The sequence below is a fragment of the Providencia sp. M-27 genome (genome assembly GCF_011077905.1).
Taxonomy (GTDB): Bacteria; Pseudomonadota; Gammaproteobacteria; order Enterobacterales; family Enterobacteriaceae; genus Providencia; species Providencia huaxiensis.
Map to the genome: position 1 here is coordinate 94,960 of NZ_JAALBT010000005.1, position 24,756 is coordinate 119,715.

24 protein-coding genes are annotated in these 24,756 nt (G+C 39.2%); 21 read left to right on the forward strand and 3 right to left on the reverse strand.

Translation table 11 applies throughout. The features are described from left to right. Positions 1 to 22 precede the first annotated feature (22 nt). Both dtd and yihX read right to left on the reverse strand, forming a co-directional pair. Positions 23 to 460 carry a D-aminoacyl-tRNA deacylase gene (gene dtd, locus G6Q48_RS09155; protein ID WP_166265963.1) on the reverse strand — a complete coding sequence of 146 codons (438 nt, stop codon included), beginning with the start codon at positions 458 to 460 and terminating at the stop codon, positions 23 to 25. Positions 461 to 521: 61 nt separating this feature from the next. Next, positions 522 to 1,136 (reverse strand): glucose-1-phosphatase, encoded by a 615-nt coding sequence (yihX, locus tag G6Q48_RS09160; protein WP_004266093.1) that lies wholly within the window; start codon positions 1,134 to 1,136, stop codon positions 522 to 524. A 351-nt stretch (positions 1,137 to 1,487) separates the two neighbouring features. Here yihX and G6Q48_RS09165 point away from each other — a divergent pair, with 351 nt between their 5' ends. After that, positions 1,488 to 2,090: a hypothetical protein gene (locus G6Q48_RS09165; protein ID WP_166265966.1), complete on the forward strand. Its 603-nt coding sequence runs from the start codon at positions 1,488 to 1,490 to the stop codon at positions 2,088 to 2,090. An 85-nt stretch (positions 2,091 to 2,175) separates the two neighbouring features. Here the strand turns inward: G6Q48_RS09165 and typA are convergent, their stop codons facing one another. Then, positions 2,176 to 3,999 carry a ribosome-dependent GTPase TypA gene (gene typA, locus G6Q48_RS09170; protein WP_102138844.1) on the reverse strand — a complete coding sequence of 608 codons (1,824 nt, stop codon included), beginning with the start codon at positions 3,997 to 3,999 and terminating at the stop codon, positions 2,176 to 2,178. 432 nt (positions 4,000 to 4,431) lie between these two features. On the opposite strand from typA, the gene G6Q48_RS22205 reads away from it, so the two are divergent. The 20 genes from G6Q48_RS22205 (at position 4,432) to G6Q48_RS09270 (ending at position 24,681) form a co-directional block, all read left to right on the forward strand. Next, on the forward strand, positions 4,432 to 5,256 hold the full coding sequence (locus tag G6Q48_RS22205; protein ID WP_231068102.1) for a PadR family transcriptional regulator: 825 nt from the start codon (positions 4,432 to 4,434) through the stop codon (positions 5,254 to 5,256). A 381-nt stretch (positions 5,257 to 5,637) separates the two neighbouring features. Further along, on the forward strand, positions 5,638 to 7,047 hold the full coding sequence (glnA, locus tag G6Q48_RS09180; protein WP_004262716.1) for a glutamate--ammonia ligase: 1,410 nt from the start codon (positions 5,638 to 5,640) through the stop codon (positions 7,045 to 7,047). Positions 7,048 to 7,203: 156 nt separating this feature from the next. Continuing rightward, entirely contained in the window at positions 7,204 to 8,253 is a 1,050-nt protein-coding gene (gene glnL, locus G6Q48_RS09185; protein ID WP_102138843.1) for a nitrogen regulation protein NR(II), read from the forward strand. A 9-nt stretch (positions 8,254 to 8,262) separates the two neighbouring features. Further along, a complete protein-coding gene (gene glnG, locus G6Q48_RS09190) occupies positions 8,263 to 9,735 on the forward strand; it encodes a nitrogen regulation protein NR(I) (protein ID WP_166265969.1) in 1,473 nt (490 codons plus the stop codon). Between the two features lie 551 nt (positions 9,736 to 10,286). Continuing rightward, positions 10,287 to 10,817 (forward strand): fimbrial protein, encoded by a 531-nt coding sequence (locus tag G6Q48_RS09195; protein ID WP_102138841.1) that lies wholly within the window; start codon positions 10,287 to 10,289, stop codon positions 10,815 to 10,817. A gap of 57 nt (positions 10,818 to 10,874) precedes the next feature. Continuing rightward, complete coding sequence (locus G6Q48_RS09200) at positions 10,875 to 11,543, forward strand: fimbrial biogenesis chaperone (RefSeq protein ID WP_102138840.1); 669 nt, start codon at positions 10,875 to 10,877, stop codon at positions 11,541 to 11,543. A 25-nt stretch (positions 11,544 to 11,568) separates the two neighbouring features. After that, entirely contained in the window at positions 11,569 to 14,091 is a 2,523-nt protein-coding gene (locus tag G6Q48_RS09205) for a fimbria/pilus outer membrane usher protein (RefSeq protein ID WP_166265972.1), read from the forward strand. A 14-nt stretch (positions 14,092 to 14,105) separates the two neighbouring features. After that, a complete protein-coding gene (locus G6Q48_RS09210; RefSeq protein ID WP_229597507.1) occupies positions 14,106 to 15,146 on the forward strand; it encodes a fimbrial protein in 1,041 nt (346 codons plus the stop codon). Between the two features lie 8 nt (positions 15,147 to 15,154). Then, positions 15,155 to 15,670 carry a fimbrial protein gene (locus G6Q48_RS09215; protein ID WP_166265975.1) on the forward strand — a complete coding sequence of 172 codons (516 nt, stop codon included), beginning with the start codon at positions 15,155 to 15,157 and terminating at the stop codon, positions 15,668 to 15,670. Between the two features lie 15 nt (positions 15,671 to 15,685). Next, positions 15,686 to 16,183 carry a fimbrial protein gene (locus G6Q48_RS09220; protein ID WP_166265978.1) on the forward strand — a complete coding sequence of 166 codons (498 nt, stop codon included), beginning with the start codon at positions 15,686 to 15,688 and terminating at the stop codon, positions 16,181 to 16,183. 162 nt (positions 16,184 to 16,345) lie between these two features. Further along, complete coding sequence (locus tag G6Q48_RS09225; RefSeq protein ID WP_102138836.1) at positions 16,346 to 16,624, forward strand: helix-turn-helix domain-containing protein; 279 nt, start codon at positions 16,346 to 16,348, stop codon at positions 16,622 to 16,624. 31 nt (positions 16,625 to 16,655) lie between these two features. Next, entirely contained in the window at positions 16,656 to 16,976 is a 321-nt protein-coding gene (locus tag G6Q48_RS09230; RefSeq protein WP_166265981.1) for a helix-turn-helix domain-containing protein, read from the forward strand. Positions 16,977 to 17,550: 574 nt separating this feature from the next. Beyond that, positions 17,551 to 18,075, forward strand: coding sequence for a fimbrial protein (locus G6Q48_RS09235; protein ID WP_166265984.1), 525 nt, complete (start codon positions 17,551 to 17,553; stop codon positions 18,073 to 18,075). A 59-nt stretch (positions 18,076 to 18,134) separates the two neighbouring features. Beyond that, the gene (locus G6Q48_RS09240; RefSeq protein WP_166265987.1) at positions 18,135 to 18,803 is read left to right on the forward strand and encodes a fimbrial biogenesis chaperone; all 669 of its coding nucleotides are present in this window, start codon (positions 18,135 to 18,137) and stop codon (positions 18,801 to 18,803) included. Positions 18,804 to 18,829: 26 nt separating this feature from the next. After that, on the forward strand, positions 18,830 to 21,340 hold the full coding sequence (locus tag G6Q48_RS09245; RefSeq protein WP_166265992.1) for a fimbria/pilus outer membrane usher protein: 2,511 nt from the start codon (positions 18,830 to 18,832) through the stop codon (positions 21,338 to 21,340). Between the two features lie 14 nt (positions 21,341 to 21,354). Next, on the forward strand, positions 21,355 to 22,314 hold the full coding sequence (locus tag G6Q48_RS09250; RefSeq protein WP_102138831.1) for a fimbrial protein: 960 nt from the start codon (positions 21,355 to 21,357) through the stop codon (positions 22,312 to 22,314). 9 nt (positions 22,315 to 22,323) lie between these two features. Next, on the forward strand, positions 22,324 to 22,839 hold the full coding sequence (locus G6Q48_RS09255; RefSeq protein WP_004262778.1) for a fimbrial protein: 516 nt from the start codon (positions 22,324 to 22,326) through the stop codon (positions 22,837 to 22,839). A 13-nt stretch (positions 22,840 to 22,852) separates the two neighbouring features. Next, positions 22,853 to 23,350, forward strand: a complete 498-nt coding sequence (locus tag G6Q48_RS09260; RefSeq protein WP_166265995.1) for a fimbrial protein — start codon at positions 22,853 to 22,855, stop codon at positions 23,348 to 23,350. Positions 23,351 to 23,401: 51 nt separating this feature from the next. Then, positions 23,402 to 23,644, forward strand: coding sequence for a helix-turn-helix domain-containing protein (locus tag G6Q48_RS09265; protein WP_166265997.1), 243 nt, complete (start codon positions 23,402 to 23,404; stop codon positions 23,642 to 23,644). 50 nt (positions 23,645 to 23,694) lie between these two features. Further along, positions 23,695 to 24,681: a fimbrial protein gene (locus G6Q48_RS09270; protein WP_166266000.1), complete on the forward strand. Its 987-nt coding sequence runs from the start codon at positions 23,695 to 23,697 to the stop codon at positions 24,679 to 24,681. Positions 24,682 to 24,756 lie beyond the last annotated feature (75 nt).

Below are 24,756 nucleotides of genomic sequence, written 5' to 3' on the forward strand. Positions count from 1 at the left end.
GCTTCCCCCTTTAAAAATGGACTCACACTTGTAGCCAGAAGGTAACAGGGCCATCATTGGTTAGATTCACTTGCATATCAGCAGCAAATTCACCAGTTTGTGTTTCAATCCCTTTTAGCCGGCTTTGTTCAACGAAGTATTGATACAAGGTATCTGCTTTCTCAGGTTCTGCTCCCCCTGAAAAACTCGGCCGCATACCTTTTTTAGTGTCAGCCGCTAAAGTAAATTGAGAAACCACCAATAGGCTGCCTCCCGCTTGTTGAACATTGAGATTCATTTTCCCTTGTTCATCGCTAAAAATACGGTAGCCTAATACTTTTTCACACAAACGCTTAGCTTTCTGCTCATCATCATCTTTTTCAACGCCAAGCAAAACCAACAACCCGGTATTTATTTGCCCTACTATTTTCTGATCAACAACCACACTCGCTTGAGTGACTCTCTGGATTAATGCAATCATGATGGCTCTTTACAAAACGATAGAGCAACGTTAAACGTTGCTCCACGATAAAATCAGGATGTTATTCAACTTCAGCACTGAAATCGTAAGTGCGGAAATATTCAGGAATGGTGTCTTTATTCACGACATGAATACTGCGAATACCAAGAGCTTCTGCGGCTTTTATATTTTCTTCGACGTCATCAAAGAAAATAGCATCCGCAGCATCAAACTCTTCTGATTGCAGCACATATTTGTAAATTTCTGGATCAGGCTTACGCATGCCTAAATCCTGGGAGAGATATAGGAAATCAGAGGAAGCTGCAATTTCTGGGTAGTGTGCTGGCCAGTAGTCTAGATGTAGACGGTTGGTATTCGATAAAACGACCACTCGGTGCCCTTGTTCACGAAGGCGCTCCATAATATCAATGACTTCAGGTCGTAACGAAATAAAAATAGCGTGCCAGCCTTCAGCAAAGTCTTCAAAGCTTAGTGTAATGTCCATTTCTTCACAAAGCAGCTCAGCAAACTCGATGTCTGAAATTTTTCCACACTCATGTAATTGAAAGATATTACCAAAAGTAAAACGTGATTTGATTTCTTCACTTGGTGTACCACTGAGTTCAGACCATTTATCAAATACACGATTAAAGTCGATATCAATAATCACATTACCCATATCGAAGATATACAGCATAAATTTTCCTCATTGTTATTCACTAAATTTACTTTAATCATTATTCGGGCAACTGAACAGCCCTAATTAGTGATAATTCACGTTATTTTGTCAATTTATCGATTAAGCAATCCACACTTAGCGCAATTAATGAGCAACAAACTGAACGGTTTGCTCCGTTAATGAGAAAACGCTTTTTATCCCAAAGGTGCTATTTCACTTAGCACTATCGGTTTTTGATACTAAATGTTAAGTCCCTCCACAAGCTTTTTGCATAATAGTTTTTACGTAGCAAGTCATACCACAAGCAATGTGAGCTGATATCTATGCGATATCAGTAATAAATAAATCTTAAAATATAAAAGTCATACTATGAAAATAGATAAAACAATCTCTTGGCCGATTGTTATTCTCTGGGGAAGCTTATTTTTAATTCCATTATTTAACAATTTCCCCCTGAATTTCAATATCGACCTCACAACAAAAATTATTGAACATTTTCAATCAATTACTCTAATTTTCTGTGCCTTTTTTACTTGGTTTTATATGAAACCATTACAACAAAAAAACCAAGGAATGAAACTATTTTGGTTATGGGCAACTATCTGGTGGGTAACATTATTTGGCAGAGGAACAAATTGGGGGCGCGAATTTTTTCCTAATCTGGATCACACCTATTTTAGGATAATTTCTATCGTCTTGATTGGCGGCTTAGTTTTGATGCTATGTGCTTCTTCATTAAGAAAAAGTATTGTTTTTCACCTAAAAAATACAGCGATTCCAATTTGGAGCTTACTACTGACTCTTTGTGCTTTTTTGATTTCAGATAGTGTTGAACACCATCGATTTCTGAGTTCCATTTTTCTACATCATTCTGAGCTACAAAGCCTTATTGAAGAATTGTACGAAATCCCTTTAATTATCGGACTGTTTATTTCATCACTGTATTTTATGAAGAAAGACAAGTCATTATAAACCTCATAAATAAGTAAGGCGCCTTTCGGCGCCTTACTACACACATCACTACAATAACGTAATAAACAATATCACGTAATGGTAATTAGTCTTCTTTAGAACGGCTTGCACGACGGCGGTCGTTCTCAGTCAAGTGACGTTTACGCAGACGAATAGACTGCGGAGTCACTTCAACTAACTCGTCATCATCAATGAACTCAAGAGCTTGTTCCAGAGTCATTTTGATTGGTGGTGACAGCGTTGTTGCTTCGTCAGTACCTGATGCACGCATGTTAGTCAGTTTTTTACCGGTTAAGCAGTTAACGGTTAAGTCGTTAGAACGTGAGTGAATACCAATGATTTGGCCTTCATACACTTCAGCACCGTGACCTAAGAACAATTTACCGCGATCTTGCAGGCTGTACAGAGCATAAGCAACCGCTTTACCTTGACCGTTGGAGATCAGAACACCGTTTTGGCGGCCACCGATTTCACCTGGGCGAACATCATCGTAATGGCTGAATGTTGAGTACAGTAAACCCGTACCTGATGTCATTGTCATGAATTCAGTACGGAAGCCAATCAAGCCACGGCTTGGGATAATGTAGTCAAGACGCACACGGCCTTTACCGTCTGGCATCATGTCACGCAGGTCACCTTTACGCTCACCTAAAGCTTTCATGATGTCGCCTTGGTGCTGTTCTTCAACGTCTAAAGTCACTTGTTCGAACGGCTCTTGTTTACGACCATCGATTTCACGAATGATAACTTTTGGACGAGATACGGCTAATTCGAAGCCTTCACGACGCATGTTTTCGATAAGAACAGATAAGTGCAGTTCACCACGACCAGATACACGGAATGCGTCTGGGTCTTGAGTTTCTTCAACACGCAGTGCAACGTTGTGAACCAGTTCTTTATTCAGGCGGTCAAGGATCTGACGTGAAGTCACGAATTTACCTTCTTTACCGCAGAATGGTGAGGTGTTAACACAGTAGAACATGCTAACTGTTGGCTCATCAACCGCTAACGCAGGCAGTGCTTCAACGCTACCCACTTGGCAAATAGTGTCAGAAATGTTTAGTTCGCCTAAACCAGTCAGCGCAACGATATCACCCGCTTCCGCTTGCTGTGAATCGATACGCTCTAAACCTAAGTGAGTTAACACTTTACCGATTTTACCGTTGCGAGTTTTACCTTCGCTATCGATAACAGTTATTTGTTGGTTAGGCTTAACAACGCCGCGCTTAATACGACCGATACCGATAACACCTAAATAGCTGTTGTAATCCAATTGCGAAACTTGCATTTGGAATGGACCATCAACGTCAACTGCTGGAGGTGCAACGTGTTCCACGATAGCTTCGTACAGTGGGGTCATGTCTTCAGCCATGTTTTCGTGCTCAAGACCTGCGATACCGTTTAATGCAGAGGCATAAACGATAGGGAAATCGAGTTGCTCATCCGTTGCACCTAAGTTCACGAATAAGTCGAATACTTGGTCAACGACCCAATCAGGACGTGCGCCAGGGCGGTCAACTTTATTGATAACAACAATTGGACGTAAGCCGTGATCGAACGCTTTTTGCGTTACGAAACGAGTTTGTGGCATTGGGCCGTCCATCGCATCAACAACCAGCAGAACGCAGTCAACCATAGACATTACGCGCTCAACCTCACCACCGAAATCGGCGTGGCCTGGGGTGTCTACGATATTGATGTGATAACCATTCCATTGGATTGCAGTATTTTTAGCAAGAATGGTAATACCACGCTCTTTCTCCAAGTCGTTGGAGTCCATAACACGCTCATCGACAGTTTCACGTTCGCCGAACGTACCTGACTGTTGCAATAATTTACCAACCAGTGTGGTCTTGCCATGGTCAACGTGAGCGATGATGGCGATGTTTCTTAAGTTTTGAATTGACAAGGATTTTTACCGTTTAATTGACAGGAAAGGAATATGTTTTTTGCGGCATTCTAATTACCCAAACATACTTTCTACGTTAATTTGCTGTTATTTTACACGTTTTTCCGCACAAGTGGAATAAATGTGAAACCCATCACTGTATAAAAAGTTTTTAACGAAAAAACATTCAGTTGCGAGACTGAGCCAAAATACCTAATAAAAATAGGCCTATCAGCACTGTGAAATCACAAAGTGACAGAATAATACGCTAAAAACTTAATATTAGCAGCCCAAAAAAAGAACAAAAAATAGACTTTCTTTCTTAACTGCCAGTTTAAATATCTTTTTGTGTTATTTAGATATATCTAAATTGACTAATTAGATATATCTAAATATAGTAAACCCATAAAATAAATTCGATATATCTAAAGTTACAAGCTAAGGAGTAACTATATGCTAATTAAATCTTGTCGTCATGTATATTATGCACACCACGATGAAAATCAACGTGGCCACCACGGTGGATGTTGCCACAATGATGACCGTCATGGTCATGGACACAGTGAGCGCTGCCACGGTGAAGGCCGTCATGGCCACGGACATGGTGAACGCTGCCACGGCGAAGGCCGTCATGGCCACGGGCACGGTGAGCGCTGCCACGGTGAAGGCCGTCATGGCCACGGACATGGTGAACGCTGCCACGGTGAAGGCCGTCATGGCCACGGGCACGGTGAGCGCTGCCACGGCGATGACCGCCAAAGAGGCCGTGGAAGAGGCAAAGGGCTGCGCCGTTTATTCGACCATGGTGATCTTCATATTATGGTACTTTCGTTAGTCGCTAAAAAACCAAGCTATGGCTACGAAATTATCAAAGATATTCAAGAAGCCTCAAATGGCTTATATGTGCCTAGTCCCGGTGTTATTTACCCAACTCTAACACTGTTAGAAGAACAAGGCTTCCTAGAGTCTCAGATTGTTGAGCGTAATCGCAAAAGTTTTACCATTACTCCTGAGGGAGCAGCCCATCTAGCCCAAAATAAAGAAATTGAAGCTGTTATTGCTCGCAAACTAGCAAAAGCGCGTGATATGCAACAAGGCAGTAATTTGGCGGAAGACATTGAAATGGCTGTTAGTCGCTTTAAAGCATTATTACGTCACAAAATGGTTTTAAAACAGCTAAATGAAGAACAAACTCGCCAAATTGCCTCAATTATCAATGATGCAGTAAAACAAATTGAAGAAGTGAATACGTTATTAACAAATAGCGATGAAGATTAATGTTGCTGTTTCACCTTGAGCAACCTTATTTCTTTTTTATCTCGTCAGCATTGTGCTCTAGCAGAGCACAATGCTAATTTTTTATTTGAATTCTCATCTATAAACGCCATTCGCACCAATTTAGTGCAAAAACAGAACCATTAGCACCAAACTAGTGCATTACATATAAAGAAAGCTAGATGGCTCCCTTCGTCCACACGTAACAATCAGTATTTACTATAATTAAAAAGTTGGCACGCTTTTCGCTTATCTATTTATAGAGCGCGTGCTAACTATTTTTATATAACTCATTTTATATAACTAACACGCCAGACAAACAACAGACATACTGTCAAATGATAGCTTGTGATTTGTTGATTAGACCCGACCAGGAGAGCCGAGATGTCCGCTGAACATGTTTTATCGTTAATTAAAGAGCACAATGTTAGATTTATTGATCTGCGTTTTACCGACACTAAAGGTAAAGAGCAACACATCACTATCCCTGCTCATCAAGTTGACGAAGACTTCTTTGAAGAAGGCCAGATGTTTGATGGTTCATCTATTGGTGGCTGGAAAGGCATCAATGAGTCAGACATGGTATTAATGCCTGACCCATCAACTGCAATGTTAGACCCGTTCTTTGCAGATATTACGTTAATTATACGCTGTGATATTTTAGAACCGGGCACTATGCAAGGTTATGACAGAGACCCGCGTTCAATTTCAAAACGTGCAGAAGATTTCCTGCGCTCAAGTGGGATCGCCGATATCGTTCTCTTTGGGCCAGAACCTGAATTTTTCGTTTTTGATGACATTCGTTTTGGCAACAACATGCACGGTAGCTACTACCATATCGATGATATCGAAGCGGCATGGAATACGGGAACCAAATACGAAGGTGGTAATAAAGGCCATCGCCCTGCAGTAAAAGGCGGTTATTTCCCAGTTCCACCGGTTGATTCATCACAAGACTTGCGTTCAGCTATGTGTACCACTATGGAAGAGATGGGCTTGGTTGTTGAAGCTCACCACCATGAAGTGGCAACCGCTGGGCAAAACGAAGTCGCAACCCGCTTTAATACCATGACTAAAAAAGCGGATGAAACCCAGATTTATAAATATGTTGTTCACAATGTTGCCCATGCCTACGGCAAAACAGCGACCTTTATGCCAAAACCTTTAGTGGGTGATAACGGCTCTGGTATGCACTGCCATATGTCTTTATCTAAAGGCGGTGTTAACCTGTTCGCAGGTGACAAATACGGTGGTTTATCCGAAATGGCGCTGTATTACATTGGCGGTATTATTAAGCATGCACGTGCGCTGAACGCATTTACAAACCCAACAACTAACTCATACAAACGCTTAGTTCCGGGCTTTGAAGCACCTGTAATGTTGGCATATTCTGCACGTAACCGCTCTGCTTCGATTCGTATTCCAGTCGTTGCGAGCACGAAAGCACGTCGTATTGAAGTTCGCTTCCCAGACCCAGCTGCTAACCCATATTTAGCGTTTGCTGCTCAGTTAATGGCAGGCCTTGATGGCATCATTAACAAGATCCACCCTGGTGATGCGATGGACAAAAATTTATATGACTTACCACCAGAAGAAGCCAAAGAAATTCCAACTGTTTCAGGCTCTTTAGACGAAGCGTTAGCGGAATTAGATAAAGACCGTGAATTCTTAACCCGTGGTGGTGTATTCACTAATGACGCTATCGATGCGTATATTGAATTAACCCGTGCCGACATCCAGCGTGTTCGTATGGCACCACACCCTCTCGAATTTGAAATGTACTACAGTGTGTAACACGCCGTTCCACTGTTAGTCTTTGTTGCCGTGAAGCACTTGCCCCATCTTTTGATGGGGCCTTTTATCTCTAACGTATTTACGCAACAAAAATCAAATATCGGTTGTTTGGTCTATCAGGTATAATGCACCAAAATAGTGCAGGAGCAACATTACATGAAAACCGAACATTTGCCAGCACCGGAACACATTCTCGACTCCCTCATTAATAGCGTGCTAATTTTGGATTACGATTTGGTTATCCATTACGCCAACCATGCTGCACTCCAGATCTTAACCCAAAGCCAGCGCAAGCTATACGGTACGCCTCTACCACTGTTATTCAGTTATTGTTCACTCAATGATGAACTCATGCTCAATAGCTTAAAAGAAGGCCACAGTTTTACCGAAAATGAAGTCACCTTAGTGTTTAACAACCATTCCCATGTGATGTCATTCAGCGCACAGCCTTTTTCAGAGCAATTTATTTTAGTTGAGCTTTCGCAGTTAGATAGCCAACGGCGCTTGAGCCAAGAACTCGCACAGAATGCCCAGCAATTGGCCGCCCGCGAACTGATCCGTGGGCTTGCTCACGAAATCAAAAACCCTCTCGGAGGTTTGCGAGGCGCTGCGCAATTGCTATCTAAAGCGCTGCCTGACCCACAATTAAATGAATATACTCAAGTGATTATCGAACAGGCTGACCGCCTGCGAGCACTGGTTGATCGGCTGCTTGGCCCACAATATCCAGGGCCGAAAACACAGCAAAGTATCCATCATATTATGGAAAATGTAACGCGGTTGGTGTCATTAGAAAAACCCGATAACGTGACATTAATTCGTGACTATGACCCAAGCCTGCCCGAATTAGAGTATTACCCAGACCAAATCGAGCAGGTGCTCCTTAATATCACCCGAAACGCATTACAAGCTCTCGCTGAAACGGGGGGTTATATCACCTTGCGTACACGAACTGCTTTTCAAGTCACACTGCAAGGCGAGCGTTATCGATTAGCTGCACGTATTGATATTGAAGATAACGGTCCCGGTATTCCATTGGCAATTCAGGATACGTTGTTTTATCCCATGGTGAGTGGACGGCCTGATGGGACCGGACTTGGCCTATCAATTGCTCGCAGTTTAGTTGACCAACACGCAGGAAAAATCGAATTTACCAGTTGGCCGGGCCACACTGAGTTTTCCATTTATCTACCAATTAAGAAATAGGAGATAACCATGACGCAGGGAAAAATTTGGGTGGTTGATGACGATAGCTCCATCCGTTGGGTACTTGAGCGTGCATTAGATAATGCAAAGTTCGCTTGCACCTGCTTTGACAGTGCGGACGCTGTACTCACCGCATTAGAAAATTCACTCCCTGATGTGTTGTTATCTGATATCCGTATGCCAGGCACAAATGGTATTGAACTGCTGAATACCATCAAACAATCATATCCCCTCCTGCCGATTATTATCATGACAGCACACTCTGACCTTGATGCTGCCGTAAATGCCTACCAGTCAGGTGCCTTTGATTACTTACCAAAACCTTTCGATATTGATGAAACCGTCGCATTAGTCGAACGCGCTCTGAATCATAGCCGTGAACAAAACCATACTGGCCGTGAAGCTAAACAGCCCGCTCCTGTTGTCTCTTCGACCATGATCGGAGAAGCACCGGCTATGCAAGAGGTTTATCGCATTATTGGTCGTTTATCGCGCTCATCAATTAGTGTGCTTATTAATGGTGAATCAGGAACAGGGAAAGAGTTAGTTGCCCACGCACTACATCAGCACAGCCCCCGTGCTGATGCCCCTTTTATTGCATTAAATATGGCCGCCATTCCCAAAGATTTAATTGAATCTGAGCTATTCGGCCACGAAAAAGGCGCATTTACGGGTGCGAATCAAGTACGTCAAGGGCGATTTGAGCAAGCTAACCATGGATCTCTGTTTTTAGATGAAATCGGTGATATGCCACTTGATGTACAAACTCGCTTATTACGCGTTCTGGCGGAAGGCCAATTCTATCGTATTGGCGGTTATACCCCAGTTAATGTGGATGTGCGGATTATTGCCGCCACCCACCAAGACCTTGAAAAACGTGTTAAAGAAGGCTTATTTCGTGAAGACTTATTTCACCGGTTAAATGTCATTCGAGTGCAATTACCGCCATTACGTGAACGCACTGAAGATATCCCACGTCTCGCCAATTATTTTCTACAAAATACGGCGAAAGAACTCGGTGTCGAGGCTAAAGTTCTCCACCCTGACAGCGAAAAAATTCTTCAACGCTATTACTGGTCGGGTAACGTTCGCCAATTGGAGAATGTCTGCCGTTGGTTAACCGTGATGGCAGCAAGCCAAGAAATCTTACCGCAAGATTTGCCCGATGATTTGCTTGAAGAGCATCCACAACAAAATACAGTGGTAAAATCATCGCAAACCGACGCCATACCAACACAATCGTTATCATCACACAATCCTAGTTCTGCTGCTCAGTGGTTTGAACTACTTGAAGAGTGGACTGATAACGCATTAATGGAGGGTAAAGAAGATCTCTTTGCACAAACCATCCCCTTACTTGAGCGTACAATGCTAAATTGCGCGTTAAAATACACCAATGGCCATAAACAAGAAGCCGCCCGTTTATTAGGCTGGGGAAGAAATACACTAACTCGTAAATTAAAAGAGCTAGGAATTGAATAACCCCCCAATTGACTATCCTATTAAGATAAGCGTGACTTAATTTATTATTTCATGCTTATCTTAATATTCAATAATTCCAAACTAACTCGCATCAGAAAAAGATATTTAAACGTTAAATAAATTACTATTAATGATGATAGTTTTAAGATTATACTTTTATTACAGTACATTTTAGACTATTTTTACTTTAAAATAAAAAAATTAAAATAATGTAATGATATTAAACACCACAAAAACACATCATGCGTTAAGTAATAACAAAAAAACACCAACTTAAAACTAATTTAATTATTTAATTTTTATTTTTATCTTCAGAAAAAATCCCAATATTGAAAAACCAACATTTATTAAAATATCCACAAAAAACCCACAACCTATAATGTGAATATCAAATACAAGATATAAAAATGACACCTCAAAAGGGCATTAAACCTAAATTACTCTCATATTGTTTATTTTTAAAATAAAAGCCAAAATACTCACCAGTTGAGTAATTGAATATATTCACTGACTCAATCTCATCATATAAATATCCTCTTGGAGAGTAATAAATGAAAAAAAATGTCTTTGCCTATTTAATTGCGGCATCGTCTGTTTTTGCCATTAATAATGTATTAGCGGCTGATGGAACTATCGATTTTACGGGTGAAATTACCGACCAGGCTTGTCAGTTTGCAACTGGTTCTGATGCATTTACCGTGAACTTAGGAAAAATCGCTAAAACGGCATTACCGAGTACAGGTAGCACGGCAGCAGCAACTAAATTTACTATCAAATTAGAAAACTGCCCGCAAACCGTGACTAGCGCAACGGTTAAATTTGATGCCACCAGTTACGCAGGTGATAATAGTGTACTCCAGTTAACCGACCCTACTGCTGCGACAACAGCACAAAACGTTGGTATTCAAATTCAGGACGTCACCGGAACAACCGTTCCGTTATTTACTGAATCTAGTGCGTATGCATTAAAAGAAAAGACAGTAAATAATTTAGATTTTACTGCTCGTTATATTGCAATGTCTGATAGCGTTGGCGTTGGTCAAGCAAACTCAACCGCAACCTTCACTATCAATTATAACTAATTGGCTTTTAGGGTTTAAAGGGATTTAAACCTTATTCCTCTATTCAATGGTACTAATATGAAACGCTTAGTTTATTTTTTTATTTCTTCATTTTTATTGATTAATTTAGCCCATGCAGGCGTTATTATTGGCGGCACCCGTGTTATTTATAATGAGGGAAATAAAGATGTCAGTATTAGTGTCGAAAACCCTGATAAAATTCCTTATTTAATTCAATCATGGATTGATGGTATTGATGAAAATAAGCAATCCGCATTTACCATTACACCACCATTATTTAGATTAAATGCAGATAAAACCAATGCGTTAAGAATATTTTTAACCGAGAATACCTTACCGACAGATAAAGAATCATTATTTTGGTTAAATATAAAAACGATCCCAGCAACAGAGCGCACGGAAAATTCATTACAAATTGCCTTTAAAACACAAATGAAATTAATTTATCGTCCTTCTGCAATTAAAAACGTTGATTTTGTTGAAGAACAAAAAAAATTAACTTGGTCAAAAACAGGCAATATGATTACGGTAAAAAACCCGACGCCGTATTTTATGAATTTCCAAAGCATAACCTTTAACGGTAAAAAGGCGAATGACGTCTCTTATGCTGCACCGTTTTCTAGCACTTCTTTTGAGATTAACGATGCTGCCACTCATGGCACGGTGAAATGGGAAGTCATTAATGACTACGGCTCTGCATCTGAACTGGCTGAAGCGAAAATATAGCCCAAAATTGATTTAGGTTGTTAAAATGAGAATAAATAAAATATGCTTTAGCCTACTTATTTATTTAGGCTATACGGTACCTTTATACGCTGAAAATGCCATCGGCAATAATACAACAGAGGGAAATATCTATTTTGATCCTGATTTCTTAGAGTTACCCAATAAAGATGCGGTCGATTTAAGCCAATTTGAAAATAACCAACAATTGGCTGGTAATTATTACGTTGATATTTATGTCAATACCAACTTAATCGGAGCAAAAAGTTTAAAGTTTGATAAAAATACCGAGAATAAACTTGTTCCCTGTTTAACACTGGATGATTTAAAAAGCTTCGACATTAAAATTGCAGATTATCCTGAGCTACAAAATAGCCAAACAGGCTGCGTCAATTTAGCAATCATTCCTGACGCAACAAGCCAATTTGAATTTGATTCACAGCGGTTATACCTCAGTATTCCGCAAATCGCGCTGGCGAAAAACCCGAGGGGTTATGTTGACCTTGCAGATATCGATAACGGTATTACCGCTCTATTACTGAATTACAGCTATAGCGGTTCTAAAAATACCGATCGTAAAGGTGGAGAAGACACCACCTCAAACTACGTCAATTTACGCCCCGGCTTAAATATTGGGGCATGGCGTCTGCGCAACTATACCACGTGGTCCAACAGCACAGGGCAGTCCAATAAGTGGGATACTATTTATACTTACGCCTCCCGTGGGATCAACCGCATAAAAAGCCAGCTAACCTTGGGGGATAGCGTTTCTCCGTCAGAGGTGTTTGACAGTGTGCCATTTCGTGGGGCGCAGCTCGCTACCGATGACGATATGTACCCTGAAAGTTTGCGCGGCTATGCGCCAGTTGTACGTGGGATAGCCCGCAGCAACGCACAGGTCACCATTCGCCAAAACGGTTACACCATCTACCAAACCGATGTGGCAGCAGGCCCCTTTGAAATCAATGATCTCTACCCAACGGGCAGCAGCGGTGACTTACATGTGACGATAAAAGAGTCGAACGGCAGCGAACAGGTGCAAATTGTACCCTTTGCCTCACTCCCCGTGCTGCAACGTGAGGGTTATTTATCTTATAGCACCACCGCAGGTGAATACCGTTCATATGATAGCCATGTAGATAAAACCAAATTTGGTCAGTTCACTTTGGTTTACGGTTTACCCTATGGCATCACTATGTTCGGAGGGAGTCAGTTTAGTGAAAAATACCAATCTTATTCGATAGGTGCTGGGCAAAACTTGGGGCGTTTCGGGGCACTGTCTATTGATATTACCCAATCTCACGCCAAAATGCGTGATGACAGCAAAGAACGTGGGCAGTCTTACCGCTTTAGATATAACAAAAACCTCAATGATATCGGCACCAATATTGCTTTGGCAGGCTACCGCTATTCGACCCAAGGGTATTACAGTTTATCCGAGGTGTTTGATACCTTCCGTGATACCACTTACACCCCTGAAATCGAACGCCGCCGTAATCGCGGTGAAATCACCCTCAGCCAAAACCTAGGAGATGCTTACGGTTCTATTTCAATGGGTTATGTTAATGAGGATTATTGGAATAGTGACCGCAAAACACAGTCAGCAACCCTTGGCTATAACAATAGCTGGCAAGGGATCAGTTACGGGCTGAATTACACCTATAACAAGAATACCAGCAGCTATTCGCAGAGTGCTGGGGCAAAAAAATACAGTGATGAAGACCATTTATTTACTTTTTCGGTCAATATTCCGTTCAGTTTGTTTGAAGATACCGCCTACATTAACTTTGCCAGTAACCACAGTAGCCGAGACTCCAGTTCGAGTAGCATCGGTGTATCAGCATCTCACCTGAACAACCGTTTAAATTGGAGCATGCAACAAAGTTTAGCCGATCAGGGGCAAGGCAGTTCTGGTAATGCGAACTCCACCTATAAAGGCAGGTATGGTGAAATTTCTGGTGGTGCTAGCTATAGCAAAGATAACTATAACCTGTACTACGGAACTAACGGCAGCCTTGTCGCTCACCCGGGCGGGTTAGTGTTAGGGCAACAACTGGGTGAGACTGCTGCGCTGGTAGAAGTGCCTGATGCAGGGAATGTTCCCATATTAAACCAAGCGGGTGTAGTAACCAATAACCAAGGTTATGCGTTAGTGCCGTACGTCACCGCTTACCGCAAAAATACCATCGATATTGATACCTCGGCGTTACCTGACAACACAGAAATGGAACTCACTAGCCAGTCTGTCTCCCCAAGCCGTGGAGCGCTAGTGAAATCCAGTTTCACTGCCAATGTCGGTTATCGCGCCATTATGGTATTGAATTTTGCAGATGGGAAGCCCGTACCATTCGGCGCACAAGCCATATTTAAAGATAACCCACAATTAAATAATCTAGTGGGTAATAATGGCGAAGTTTATTTATCCGGTTTAACTGAGAGTGGGAACTTTATTATTCAATATAACGAGAAACAACAGTGTCAGGTTAATTATAACTTAGCCGGTGTTTCGGATTATATGGGGTTATATAAAACTACTGCGGTATGCCGATAAGAGGGAAATACGTAATGAAATTTATAGTGTTATTCACCACAACTATTATTTTAATAGCAGGTAAAGCTAATGCAGCTTACAACTGTTTTATCGGTCAACCTGTTAGAGAAGCGTTTATAGATGGCAAGCATATTATTAACATTCCATTTGACAATACATTTACAGGGGACTTAAAAACAATTATTGCAAATTCTAGTGCTCCATTAGATATGTATGTTAATAATATAGGCAAAGACTTCAATCCTCAGTGTAACGGTTTAGATTCTTACAACTCAAATATTGGTCCGGTCTACTACCAATATGCTTATGCTAATAGGCAAACATCTCAAACCCCTCTCGTTACAAATGTGCATGGAATATCTCAATATGTAAGATTTGTGGCTGATAGTTGCCCTTCATGTCCTGCCAGTATACAGTTTCCACGGACAGCCTATAACTATATTAGCAAAAATGCTAAATTTGGTGCGTTTAACGCTGGATTAGCTGGTCACTTTACCCTCACACTAGTCAAAACAGGGCCGGTAACTAAATCTGGATATATAGATAGTGGAATAATAGCGACAAAATCCAATCGCAATGAAGCCGCGGGATCTACTTTTTATAAAACGGCAACCTTGGCAATTAGACCAAACTCTATCTATATCAATGTGCTTAACTGTTCTTTAAAACAGGGTACCTACAATATTAATCTAGGTGATTGGTATGATACCCAGTTTAAAAAAGTCGGTGATACCAGCAGCAATATAGATATTCCAATTAAATTATCTTGTGCTGCAGGCACTAATATTAAAGTCAATGTCACATCTGACGCGATAGATAATGCACCAACAGGTAAATTAAGTTTACGTGGTTCGAATAAAGCTACAGGCGTTGCAGTACAATTATTAGATAACGCAAGTAACCCCATCCCTCTAAATACTCAGTGGACACAACAAAATAATGTGCCTGAAAGCGACTATATTTTTGGCTGGAAAGCTCGCTATATTAAAACAGCAGACAAAATTACTCCCGGAAGTGCGAATGCAACAGCCACCGTTAATATTCGCTACGAATAGAGGCTTTCATGAAAAAAATAATATTCACACTATTAACTATAAATATTTTTTATCAACCCTTATTGGTTAATGCAGCTGATACTGTAACACTAAATTTCACAGGCAATATCAAAGCCGCTACCTGTAATATCTCTGGCGGCAACAATATTGATATTGACTTAAAACGTTTACCGATTGATATATTTAATGGCGCGCAGACAGGATCCGACTGGAGAAATTTTGATATTCATTTAAATAACTGTTCGTCATTTATCAACCAAATCAAACTGACATTTGCAGGTACTGCGGACACGGCTGATACGACTAGCTTATATAAAAACCTAGGTACTGCTCAAAATATAGCTGTGCAATTACAAAGTGGTGATGGTGCCACACCGTTAGGCAATCAAAAAATATTACAAGTGCCCTTAAATGGGCAATCTGATATCGCTATTCCACTGCGTGCGCGGGCTTTTAGCATGGCAGGTAATGTCGTGGCTGGATCTATTTCAGCCAATGTCACCGCTACCATCACCTATTTATAAACTGGAGCTTATAATATGAAAAAAATGGTGCTTTTATTCTGTCTTGCTTCCAGCCCCGCATTGGCAGCAGACCAACAAATTAATATCAATGTACATGGTTATGTCGCAGTTATGCCCTGCGAATTAGAAGCCATCAATCATGTCATTGACCTGAAAAAAGTCAATGCTTGGAATATTCGGGATACACAAACTTCACCGTGGGTTGATTTCTCAATTAAATTGAAAAATTGCCCTATGGGTACCAAGGAAGCCATTATGGAGATTAAAGGCACACCAGATTCAACCACAACGGATTATTTTGTTAATACCGGTAGTGCTAAAAACGTCGCATTAAACTTAGCCCACCATGCAAATAAAGCCACGATAAAAAACGGTGAAAAAATTATGGTGCCCGTTAATGAACAAACCCGCAAAGTTGATATTCCGCTATCAGCGAGAATGGCAGGCTATGGCTCAGGCATGACAAGTGGTTCATTTAATAGCCATCTTGATTTTACATTTGTTTATCATTAACAAAGTCTGGCTATTATCTTGACTAATACCCAAATAAAAACTGTATAGTTCGAATGCGTGTGATTTAAATCAAGATAGAAACCATAATACCTGATAGATATATCTTGAAGGTACAAGGCATTCTTTTACTTATTAAGAATAAAAAATCAATGAGGTTGAATAATGAGCAATTATTACCCTGTCTCTGCGGTTATTGGTAATAAAATAAAGTCATTGCGTAAAAATAAAGGACTCTCTCTTGTTACTCTCGCTAAGACTGTTGGAATTAGTGAGCAACAGCAATTACGTTATGAACGAGGAAATAACCGAATATCGGTAGATAGACTAAAACAATATTCCAACTATTTTGATATTAACATTAGTTACTTTTTTTCGTTTAGTGAAGATGAAAAAATAAAAATTAAAAATGGTAATGAAATTAAAAAATCATTCTCTCCATAGTATTTTTACTTAATCATTATTGGTTATTAGTATGAAAAAAAACACATCTAAAATTATCGGAGCACGGATCCGTACACTAAGAAAAGATCAAAACATGAGTATTCAGCAACTCAGTACATTGCTCGGGATCAGCCAACAGCATCAATCCCGCCATGAACTTGGAGAAATACGAATTCATGTTGATACTCTTTATTCTATTTCTCAAATATTAGAACTTGATATTCAGGAATTAATTATTGATTTTGCCATCCCAATACCAGTTAGCAAAATGGATAGTAAACAGAATAGAAGAAAAATATTGCAAGCTGAAAGCCTATTATCGCCAGAACATAATTTCAATTTATACAAATAGTGTTAACAATAAAATAATATAGCATATCGTTAGGCTATTGCTCTTTTTTACCAATTAAAAATAATCTTCGCTCATGTAGTCTTAATTCAATCATATCAAATTAAGACTACACATCTAGTCTTATCTAACCAATAAAAACAAAATATAGCACATTTAGACCTACCAAATCCGATAACTATACTATTATTTCATTTTTCGATAGTAAAAATACAACATCCACTGTATGTGGTCTAATATGTCAAAACCGTATAACCCCAAATAATCACCATATGAGAGATAAATTAAACTTATATCCCTCCTTATAATTATTCTTGGTTTTATATCGTTATTTAACTTTAGTCAAAAAACCATTGAAAATTATATTTGACTTAGTTCAATATAGTATATCAATCCCTCTCTTATAGCGTGTTAACTCAATTAAAAAACTTAAATTCATTAATATTTGATTATATATTTCCAATTTTAACAAAACTTGTTTATTTTAAAAAATAGTCCCAAAATACTCTTCAATTGAGTAACTATTGCTTTTATATACTCAATGAAAAATAAATAATTATCTTTTGGAGAAAAACAAATGAAAAAGAACTTACTTGCATCATTAATTGCTGCAACCTCAATCGTTGCTGTTAATAATGCATTAGCAGCAGATGGTACTATCGACTTTACAGGTGAAATCATTGACCAAGCATGCGAATTAGCAGCTGGCTCTGATGCACTAAAAGTAAACTTAGGACAAGTATCTAAAAAAGCATTGCCAAACGCAGGAAGTACAGCGGCAGCAACTAAATTTACAATTAAATTAATTAATTGCCCTGCTACAGTAACAACAGCTTCAGTGAAATTTGATACTGATTCTTATATTGGTGATGATGAAGTTATTAAATTAAAAGAAGAAACGGGTGTTGCAACTGGCGTTGGTATTCAAATTACTGATGATACGAATAAAATTGTTCCATTATTTACTGCCTCTAAAGCATATCCATTACAACAAAATGTGGAAAATAATTTAGATTTCAGAGCGCGTTATATTGCTAAGTCTGACACAGTGACTCCTGGTCCTGCAAATGCGACAGCAACTTTCACAATCAATTATAACTAAGTAATAAATAAGGTTTAAAAGGACTTAAGCCTTATCTAATAATAATCAATGGTGGTATTATGAAATCTATTATCTATATTTTCATTTCCTTATTAGCACTAATAAACACTGCGAATGCTGGTGTTATTATTGGTGGAACCCGTGTTATTTATAACGAGGGAAACAAAGATGTCAGCATCAGTGTAGAAAATCCAGATAAAATCCCTTATTTGATTCAATCTTGGATAGATAATATAGATGAAAAAAAGCAGTCTGATTTCTCTATTACACCACCATTATTTAGACTAAATGCAGATAGAACTAATGCACTTAGAATATTTTTAACAGAAAATAAATTACCTAATGATAGAGAATCATTGTTCTGGTTAAATATAAAAACGATCCCAGCAACAGAAAGAACAGAAAACTCACTACAAATTGCCTTTAAAACGCAAATGAAATTAATTTATCGCCCTAAAGCATTAAAAGAGGTTAATTTTATTGAAGAGCAAAAAAAATTAGTGTGGTCTAAATCTGGAAATAAAATTACGGTTAAAAACCCAACACCTTATTTTATGAATTTCCAGAGCATCAGCTTTAACGGAACAAAGGCTAATGATGTTTCTTATGCGGCACCTTTCTCAAGTGCGACTTTCGAGGTTAATAACTCAACTACTAATGGAACAATTAAATGGGAAGTTATTAATGATTATGGTGCAGCACCAGAAGCACTCGAAAAGAAAATATAAAATTATAAAATAAGTTGGGCTTTATCATGAAAATAAATAAAATATCTCTAGGCCTACTATTATATTTAGGCTATACCGCATCGCTATATGCTGAAGAAAAAACAGAAAATAATGTCTACTTTGACCCTGACTTTTTAGAGTTACCAAATAAAGATTCGGTTGATTTGTCGCAGTTTGAGAATAATGAACAACTAGCTGGTGCCTACTATGTTGATATTTATGTCAACACTAACTTAATTGGTGCTAAAAATCTTAAATTTGAAAAAAATAACCATAACCAATTAGTTCCGTGTTTATCACTGGCTGATATTAAAGAATTTGGTATCAAAACAGCGGAATACCCTGAATTGCAAACCTCAGGTAGTCACTGTGTAAACCTTGCAGCTATTCCTGATGCCACAAGTAATTTTGAATTCGATTCTCAACGTTTATATTTAAGCATCCCCCAAATCGCATTGGATAGAAACCCAAGGGGTTACGTTGACTTAGCCAATATCGATAATGGGATCAACGCACTGCTATTAAATTACAGCTATAACGGCTCTAAAAATTACGATCGCAAAAGTAGTGGTTCGGATAATACATCTCATTATGTAAATTTAAGACCCGGCTTAAATATTGGAGCGTGGCGGTTACGCAATTACACAACATGGTCAAGTAGCACTGACCAATCCGGTAAATGGGATACTATCTATACCTACGCATCACGTGGCATTAATAGCATCAAAAGTCAGTTAACCTTGGGGGATAGTGTTTCACCTTCGATGGTTTTTGACAGCGTGCCATTCCGTGGTGCCCAGCTTGCGACAGATGATGATATGTCCCCTGAGAGTTTACGCGGCTACGCCCCCGTCGTTCGTGGGATTGCCCGCAGTAACGCACAGGTGACGATCCGCCAAAATGGTTACATTATATACCAAACCGAGGTTGCTGCAGGCCCTTTCGAAATCAATGACTTATACCCAACAGGGGGAAGTGGTGATTTACATGTCACAATAAAAGAATCCAATGGTAGCGAGCAATATCAGATCGTTCCTTTTGCCTCATTACCCGTATTGCAGCGTGAAGGATATTTTTCTTATAGCGTAACGGGCGGTGAATACCGCGCTTATGACAGTAGCATTGATAAAACAAAATTTGGTCAGTTCACCTTAATCTATGGTTTACCGTATGGTATTACCGCTTATGGTGGTAGCCAAGTGAGTGAGCATTACCAATCTTACTCCATCGGTACAGGCCAAAACCTTGGACGGTTTGGTGCATTATCCATTGACGTTACTCATGCAAATTCAACGCTGAGTAATGACGTTAAGGAAAAAGGCCAGTCATATCGTTTCCGCTATAACAAAAATATCAACGATATTGGTACTAATATCGCATTAGCTGGTTACCGTTACTCTACTAAAGGCTTTTACAGTTTAGCAGAAGTCTTTGATGGTTATAGAAATACAAACTATGCTCCAGAAATTGAACGCCGCCGTAATCGTGGTGAAATTACGCTCAGCCAAAACTTAGGGGATAACTTTGGTTCAATTTCCGTGGGCTATATCAATGAAGACTACTGGAATAGTGACCGTAAAACACAATCTGCCACCGTGGGTTACAACAACAGTTGGCAAGGCATTAGTTATAGCTTGAATTATACCTATAACAAAAATACCAATAGCTACTCCTATAGCTCCGGCAGTCGCACGAAAAGTGAAGATGACCATCAATTAGCGTTCTCGGTCAGTGTGCCGTTTACTGTGTTTGATAACACCTTCTATTACAACTTTAACAGTAACAGCAGCAGTAACGGCCCAAGCACAGGCAGTATTGGGCTTTCTGCTTCACAACTCAATAATCGCTTGAATTGGAGCATGCAGCAGGGTTTCACCACTCAAGAACAAGGTACGAGCGGCAATATGAACGCCTCTTATAAAGGCCAATATGGTGAAGTTTCAGGCGGAACTGGCTATAGCAAAGACAACTATAACCTTTATTACGGGGTTAATGGCAGCTTAGTGGCTCACTCTGGCGGCCTTGTACTCGGTCAACAATTAGGCGAAACCGCGGCTATTGTTGAAATACCAGATGCAGGTGATGTACCCGTCTTAAACCAAGCAGGGGTTGTCACTAATAACCAAGGTTATGCACTCGTGCCCTATGTTACTGCCTACCGTAAAAATGTGATTGATATCGATACTTCTGAACTACCTGAAAATACGGAAATGGAGTTAACTAGCCAAAGTGTTGCACCAAGCCGTGGTGCACTGGTGAAAGCCAGCTTTGCCGCAAATGTCGGATATCGAGCCATTATGATATTAACTTTTGCTGATGGCAAACCTGTACCTTTTGGTGCCCAAGCGATATTTAAAGATAATCCACAGTTAAATAACATGGTTGGTAATGATGGTGAAATTTATTTATCTGGTTTAGCTGAAAATGGCAGTTTTATTATTCAATATAACGATAAACAACAGTGCCAAGTAAATTATAACTTAGCAGGCATATCGAATTATATGGGGTTATATAAAACAACTGCTGTTTGCCGATAATAAGGAGGCCAGTTATGAATAATCTTATTTATAAATCAATATTAACTGTGAGTTTTATATATTTATACTCAGGATATGCTAATGCAGCTTGTGTTCAAAATCCCACATGGAGGAACATACAAAAAACAATACCTAATGAAACAATCAACATACAATATGATGACACTAGGTCTTATCAATTAAAATCTATATCTTTACCGATTTATACGGGGACTTATAACCCGACTAATGGTGTTGGTCAAGATTGTGGCGGAAATCAAGTTGGTATTTATCTAGCACCAGTCAGTAATGGTATGGCCGTAAGTGGAATTAATGGTATTGGTATCAAAGCGAGAATTAATAGCTTTGGGCCAGATACTTTCTTTCCTGTAAATGGTCCATATACGGCAACTACATGGACATTTACGAATCCGACATGGGATATTCGTATAGAAAAAACAGGTCATGTTACTTCTGGTGGGATTATTTCAACACGGCAACTCGCTAGATTTTATCAACAAAATAGAAAAACAGGTACTGATTTTATTATTTCAACTGTCTCTTTTTCCACTAACTATCGAATAAATGTACTCAGTTGCTCACTAAAAAATTCAGTTCCTACCATTAACTTAGGTGATTGGTATGATACCCAATTTCCCGCTGTTGGCAGTACCAGTACAAATATCAATATTCCCATTACATTAAACTGCATGGCGGGCACCAATATTAAAGCGACGGTAACAAGCTCTAAATATGAAGATACGGCTACAGGAAAATTAGCTCTAACGGGACCTGGTAGTGCCACTGGTGTCGCAATACAATTGCTGGATAAAAATAATAACCCGATCAAATTGAACACTATGAATAGCCTGCAAAATAATGTGCCTGCTGGTGACTATATGTTCAATTGGAAGGCTCGCTATATCAAAACGGCCGCGAGTATCACGCCAGGTACAGCAAACGCCTCTGCGACTGTAAATATCCGCTATGAGTAGGAATAAAAAATGAAAAAAATATCTAAAAATTTACTTTTACTTAGTAGCTTAATATTCAGTGGAAATTTATTTGCTGCTAGCACAGTGACATTGAATTTTACCGGAAATATTAGAGCCGCAACTTGCAATATTACCGGTGGGAATAACATTGATATTGACCTGAAAAATATTTCTGCTGATGTATTTCGTAATGCAAGTTCAGGTTCTAACTGGAACACATTTAATATCAGCCTAAATAATTGTTCATCTTTTATTAACCAAGTAAAACTGACATTTACAGGAACCGCGGATACTGCGGATGCAGCCAGCTTATACAAAAACCAAGGTACGGCTAAAAACCTAGCTGTTCAACTACAAAATGGTAATGGAACAACCGCTTTAGGTAACCAAAAAGTATTACAAGTTCCGACAAATGGGCAAGCGAATATTAATATTCCATTACGCACACGTGCCTTTAGCTCATTAGGTAATGCCACTCCGGGAACTATTTCCGCCAATATTACGGCAACCATTACCTATTTATAAAAGAGAGAATAATATGAGACATTTTATCCTATTACTATCACTAATGAGCTGTTCTTTAACTGCATTTGGGCTAACAGCAAATATTAAAGTGCATGGCGTCGTTATCGCAGCGCCTTGTGAGGTTGAAAAAAATAACTATTTAATCGATTTGAAAAAAATTAATATTTGGAATATCAAAGATACGCAAAAGTCTCCGTGGGTTGATTTTTCCGTGAAGCTAAAAAATTGCCCTGTCGGCACCACCAAAGCTGTAATGAAAATATCCGGCACACCAGACTCAACAGTAACTGAACATTTTATTAATAATGGTACGGCAAAAAATGTGGCATTAAATTTAGCCAATACCGCCAATAAAACAACAATAAAAAATGGCGATACCATTACCGCGAATGTGAATACACAAACGCGAAATGTTGAAATACCACTATCAGCACGAGTCTCGGGTTATGGAAGTGGTATGGTTGCAGGTTCATTTAAAAGCCATTTAGAATTTACATTTACATATCAGTAAGTAAGTTTGTTTTGATTATATCAGTTTTAATAGGGGAAAGGGGAAAGCGGTATGCCTAATTACTATCCTATCTCAAAAATAATTGGCAATAAAATCACCTATTACCGAAAAATGAAAGGAATGACATTAGAAAGTTTATCTAATATCGTGGGAGTGAGTGAGCAACAACAGTCACGCTATGAGCGTGGTATTAATCGAATTAATCTTGATAGGCTTTATCATTACTCTAAGATATTTGAAATTGATATTATAGCTTTCTTTGTTTTCAATTCTAAGGAGATAAATGAGATTTAGCATATAGAAGAAAAATATTTAAATAAAAAAGTAAATATTAAGGATATTTTATGACTAAAAAGAAAACTTTACTGGTAATAATAGGCTCGGCTTTTGCTTATTCTGCATATACACAAGCAGCCTGTATTCAAAATCCTAATTTACGGAACGTTGTGGTTGACGTCCCTTCAAGAGCCTATTCACTGCAATATGATGATACTGGAGCACGAGACCTCGATACTATTCGCGTCAATTTTAAAGGCTCACATATCAATACATACTCAGGCCCAATGAGTAATGGCCTGTGTGGTGATGCCTATATACATGCTGACTATGTGAACGGTTGGGTACCAAACGGCAATAAAATTGCAGCCAGTAATATATCGGGTATTAGCATCCAAGTAAAAGCAACCGAAATTGGTTTCTTAAATACACGTTATGGGCCACCAACAGGTGCCGACCCTGCCGCTTGGGGAATTCCTAATCCATATTGGACCATCACCATTAAAAAAACTGGGCAAGTCACACAAGGTGGAAATTTAAAGGCAGGGCATGTGGGAAGACTAACACAACGTAACCCCGCACCACATAACAGTACGTGGAATTTAACATCGTTGAATATTCCAGCAGGTGCTATCAAAATTAATGTATTAAAGTGCTCAACAAAAGCAAATAGTTACAATGTTAACTTAGGAACTTGGTATGACACTCAATTTAAATCTGTGGGCTCTACCAGTAATAGTGTCAATATACCCATTACATTAAGCTGCGCTGCGGGCACCAATCTAAAAGTGACAGTCACAAGTAGTGCTGGGTATGTTGATACCAATACAGGGAAGATTAAATTGTCTGGGCAAGGGCAAGCGACCGGAGTCGCTATCCAATTATTGGATAGAAACAGTAACCCGATAAAGCTCAACTCAAAGTTCACTTTGCAAAACAATGTTGCAGGTGGCGATTATATTTTTAATTGGAAAGCTAGATATATTAAGACTGCTAATAATATAACTGCAGGAACTGCAAACTCAACAGCGTCGGTTAACATAAGATATGAATAAATAGCATTCAACATTCATCATAAAAAGATATTAATTTATTTATAATTTGATTTTTATTGCTAACATCGAAAAATA

Coding starts and splice junctions, on each gene's coding strand:
- dtd (WP_166265963.1), bottom strand. CDS start 460: ATGATTGCATTAATCCAGAGAGTCACTCAAGCGAGTGTGGTTGTTGAT.
- yihX (WP_004266093.1), bottom strand. CDS start 1,136: ATGCTGTATATCTTCGATATGGGTAATGTGATTATTGATATCGACTTT.
- G6Q48_RS09165 (WP_166265966.1), top strand. CDS start 1,488: ATGAAAATAGATAAAACAATCTCTTGGCCGATTGTTATTCTCTGGGGA.
- G6Q48_RS22205 (WP_231068102.1), top strand. CDS start 4,432: ATGCTAATTAAATCTTGTCGTCATGTATATTATGCACACCACGATGAA.
- glnA (WP_004262716.1), top strand. CDS start 5,638: ATGTCCGCTGAACATGTTTTATCGTTAATTAAAGAGCACAATGTTAGA.
- glnL (WP_102138843.1), top strand. CDS start 7,204: ATGAAAACCGAACATTTGCCAGCACCGGAACACATTCTCGACTCCCTC.
- glnG (WP_166265969.1), top strand. CDS start 8,263: ATGACGCAGGGAAAAATTTGGGTGGTTGATGACGATAGCTCCATCCGT.
- G6Q48_RS09195 (WP_102138841.1), top strand. CDS start 10,287: ATGAAAAAAAATGTCTTTGCCTATTTAATTGCGGCATCGTCTGTTTTT.
- G6Q48_RS09200 (WP_102138840.1), top strand. CDS start 10,875: ATGAAACGCTTAGTTTATTTTTTTATTTCTTCATTTTTATTGATTAAT.
- G6Q48_RS09205 (WP_166265972.1), top strand. CDS start 11,569: ATGAGAATAAATAAAATATGCTTTAGCCTACTTATTTATTTAGGCTAT.
- G6Q48_RS09210 (WP_229597507.1), top strand. CDS start 14,106: ATGAAATTTATAGTGTTATTCACCACAACTATTATTTTAATAGCAGGT.
- G6Q48_RS09215 (WP_166265975.1), top strand. CDS start 15,155: ATGAAAAAAATAATATTCACACTATTAACTATAAATATTTTTTATCAA.
- G6Q48_RS09220 (WP_166265978.1), top strand. CDS start 15,686: ATGAAAAAAATGGTGCTTTTATTCTGTCTTGCTTCCAGCCCCGCATTG.
- G6Q48_RS09225 (WP_102138836.1), top strand. CDS start 16,346: ATGAGCAATTATTACCCTGTCTCTGCGGTTATTGGTAATAAAATAAAG.
- G6Q48_RS09230 (WP_166265981.1), top strand. CDS start 16,656: ATGAAAAAAAACACATCTAAAATTATCGGAGCACGGATCCGTACACTA.
- G6Q48_RS09235 (WP_166265984.1), top strand. CDS start 17,551: ATGAAAAAGAACTTACTTGCATCATTAATTGCTGCAACCTCAATCGTT.
- G6Q48_RS09240 (WP_166265987.1), top strand. CDS start 18,135: ATGAAATCTATTATCTATATTTTCATTTCCTTATTAGCACTAATAAAC.
- G6Q48_RS09245 (WP_166265992.1), top strand. CDS start 18,830: ATGAAAATAAATAAAATATCTCTAGGCCTACTATTATATTTAGGCTAT.
- G6Q48_RS09250 (WP_102138831.1), top strand. CDS start 21,355: ATGAATAATCTTATTTATAAATCAATATTAACTGTGAGTTTTATATAT.
- G6Q48_RS09255 (WP_004262778.1), top strand. CDS start 22,324: ATGAAAAAAATATCTAAAAATTTACTTTTACTTAGTAGCTTAATATTC.
- G6Q48_RS09260 (WP_166265995.1), top strand. CDS start 22,853: ATGAGACATTTTATCCTATTACTATCACTAATGAGCTGTTCTTTAACT.
- G6Q48_RS09265 (WP_166265997.1), top strand. CDS start 23,402: ATGCCTAATTACTATCCTATCTCAAAAATAATTGGCAATAAAATCACC.
- G6Q48_RS09270 (WP_166266000.1), top strand. CDS start 23,695: ATGACTAAAAAGAAAACTTTACTGGTAATAATAGGCTCGGCTTTTGCT.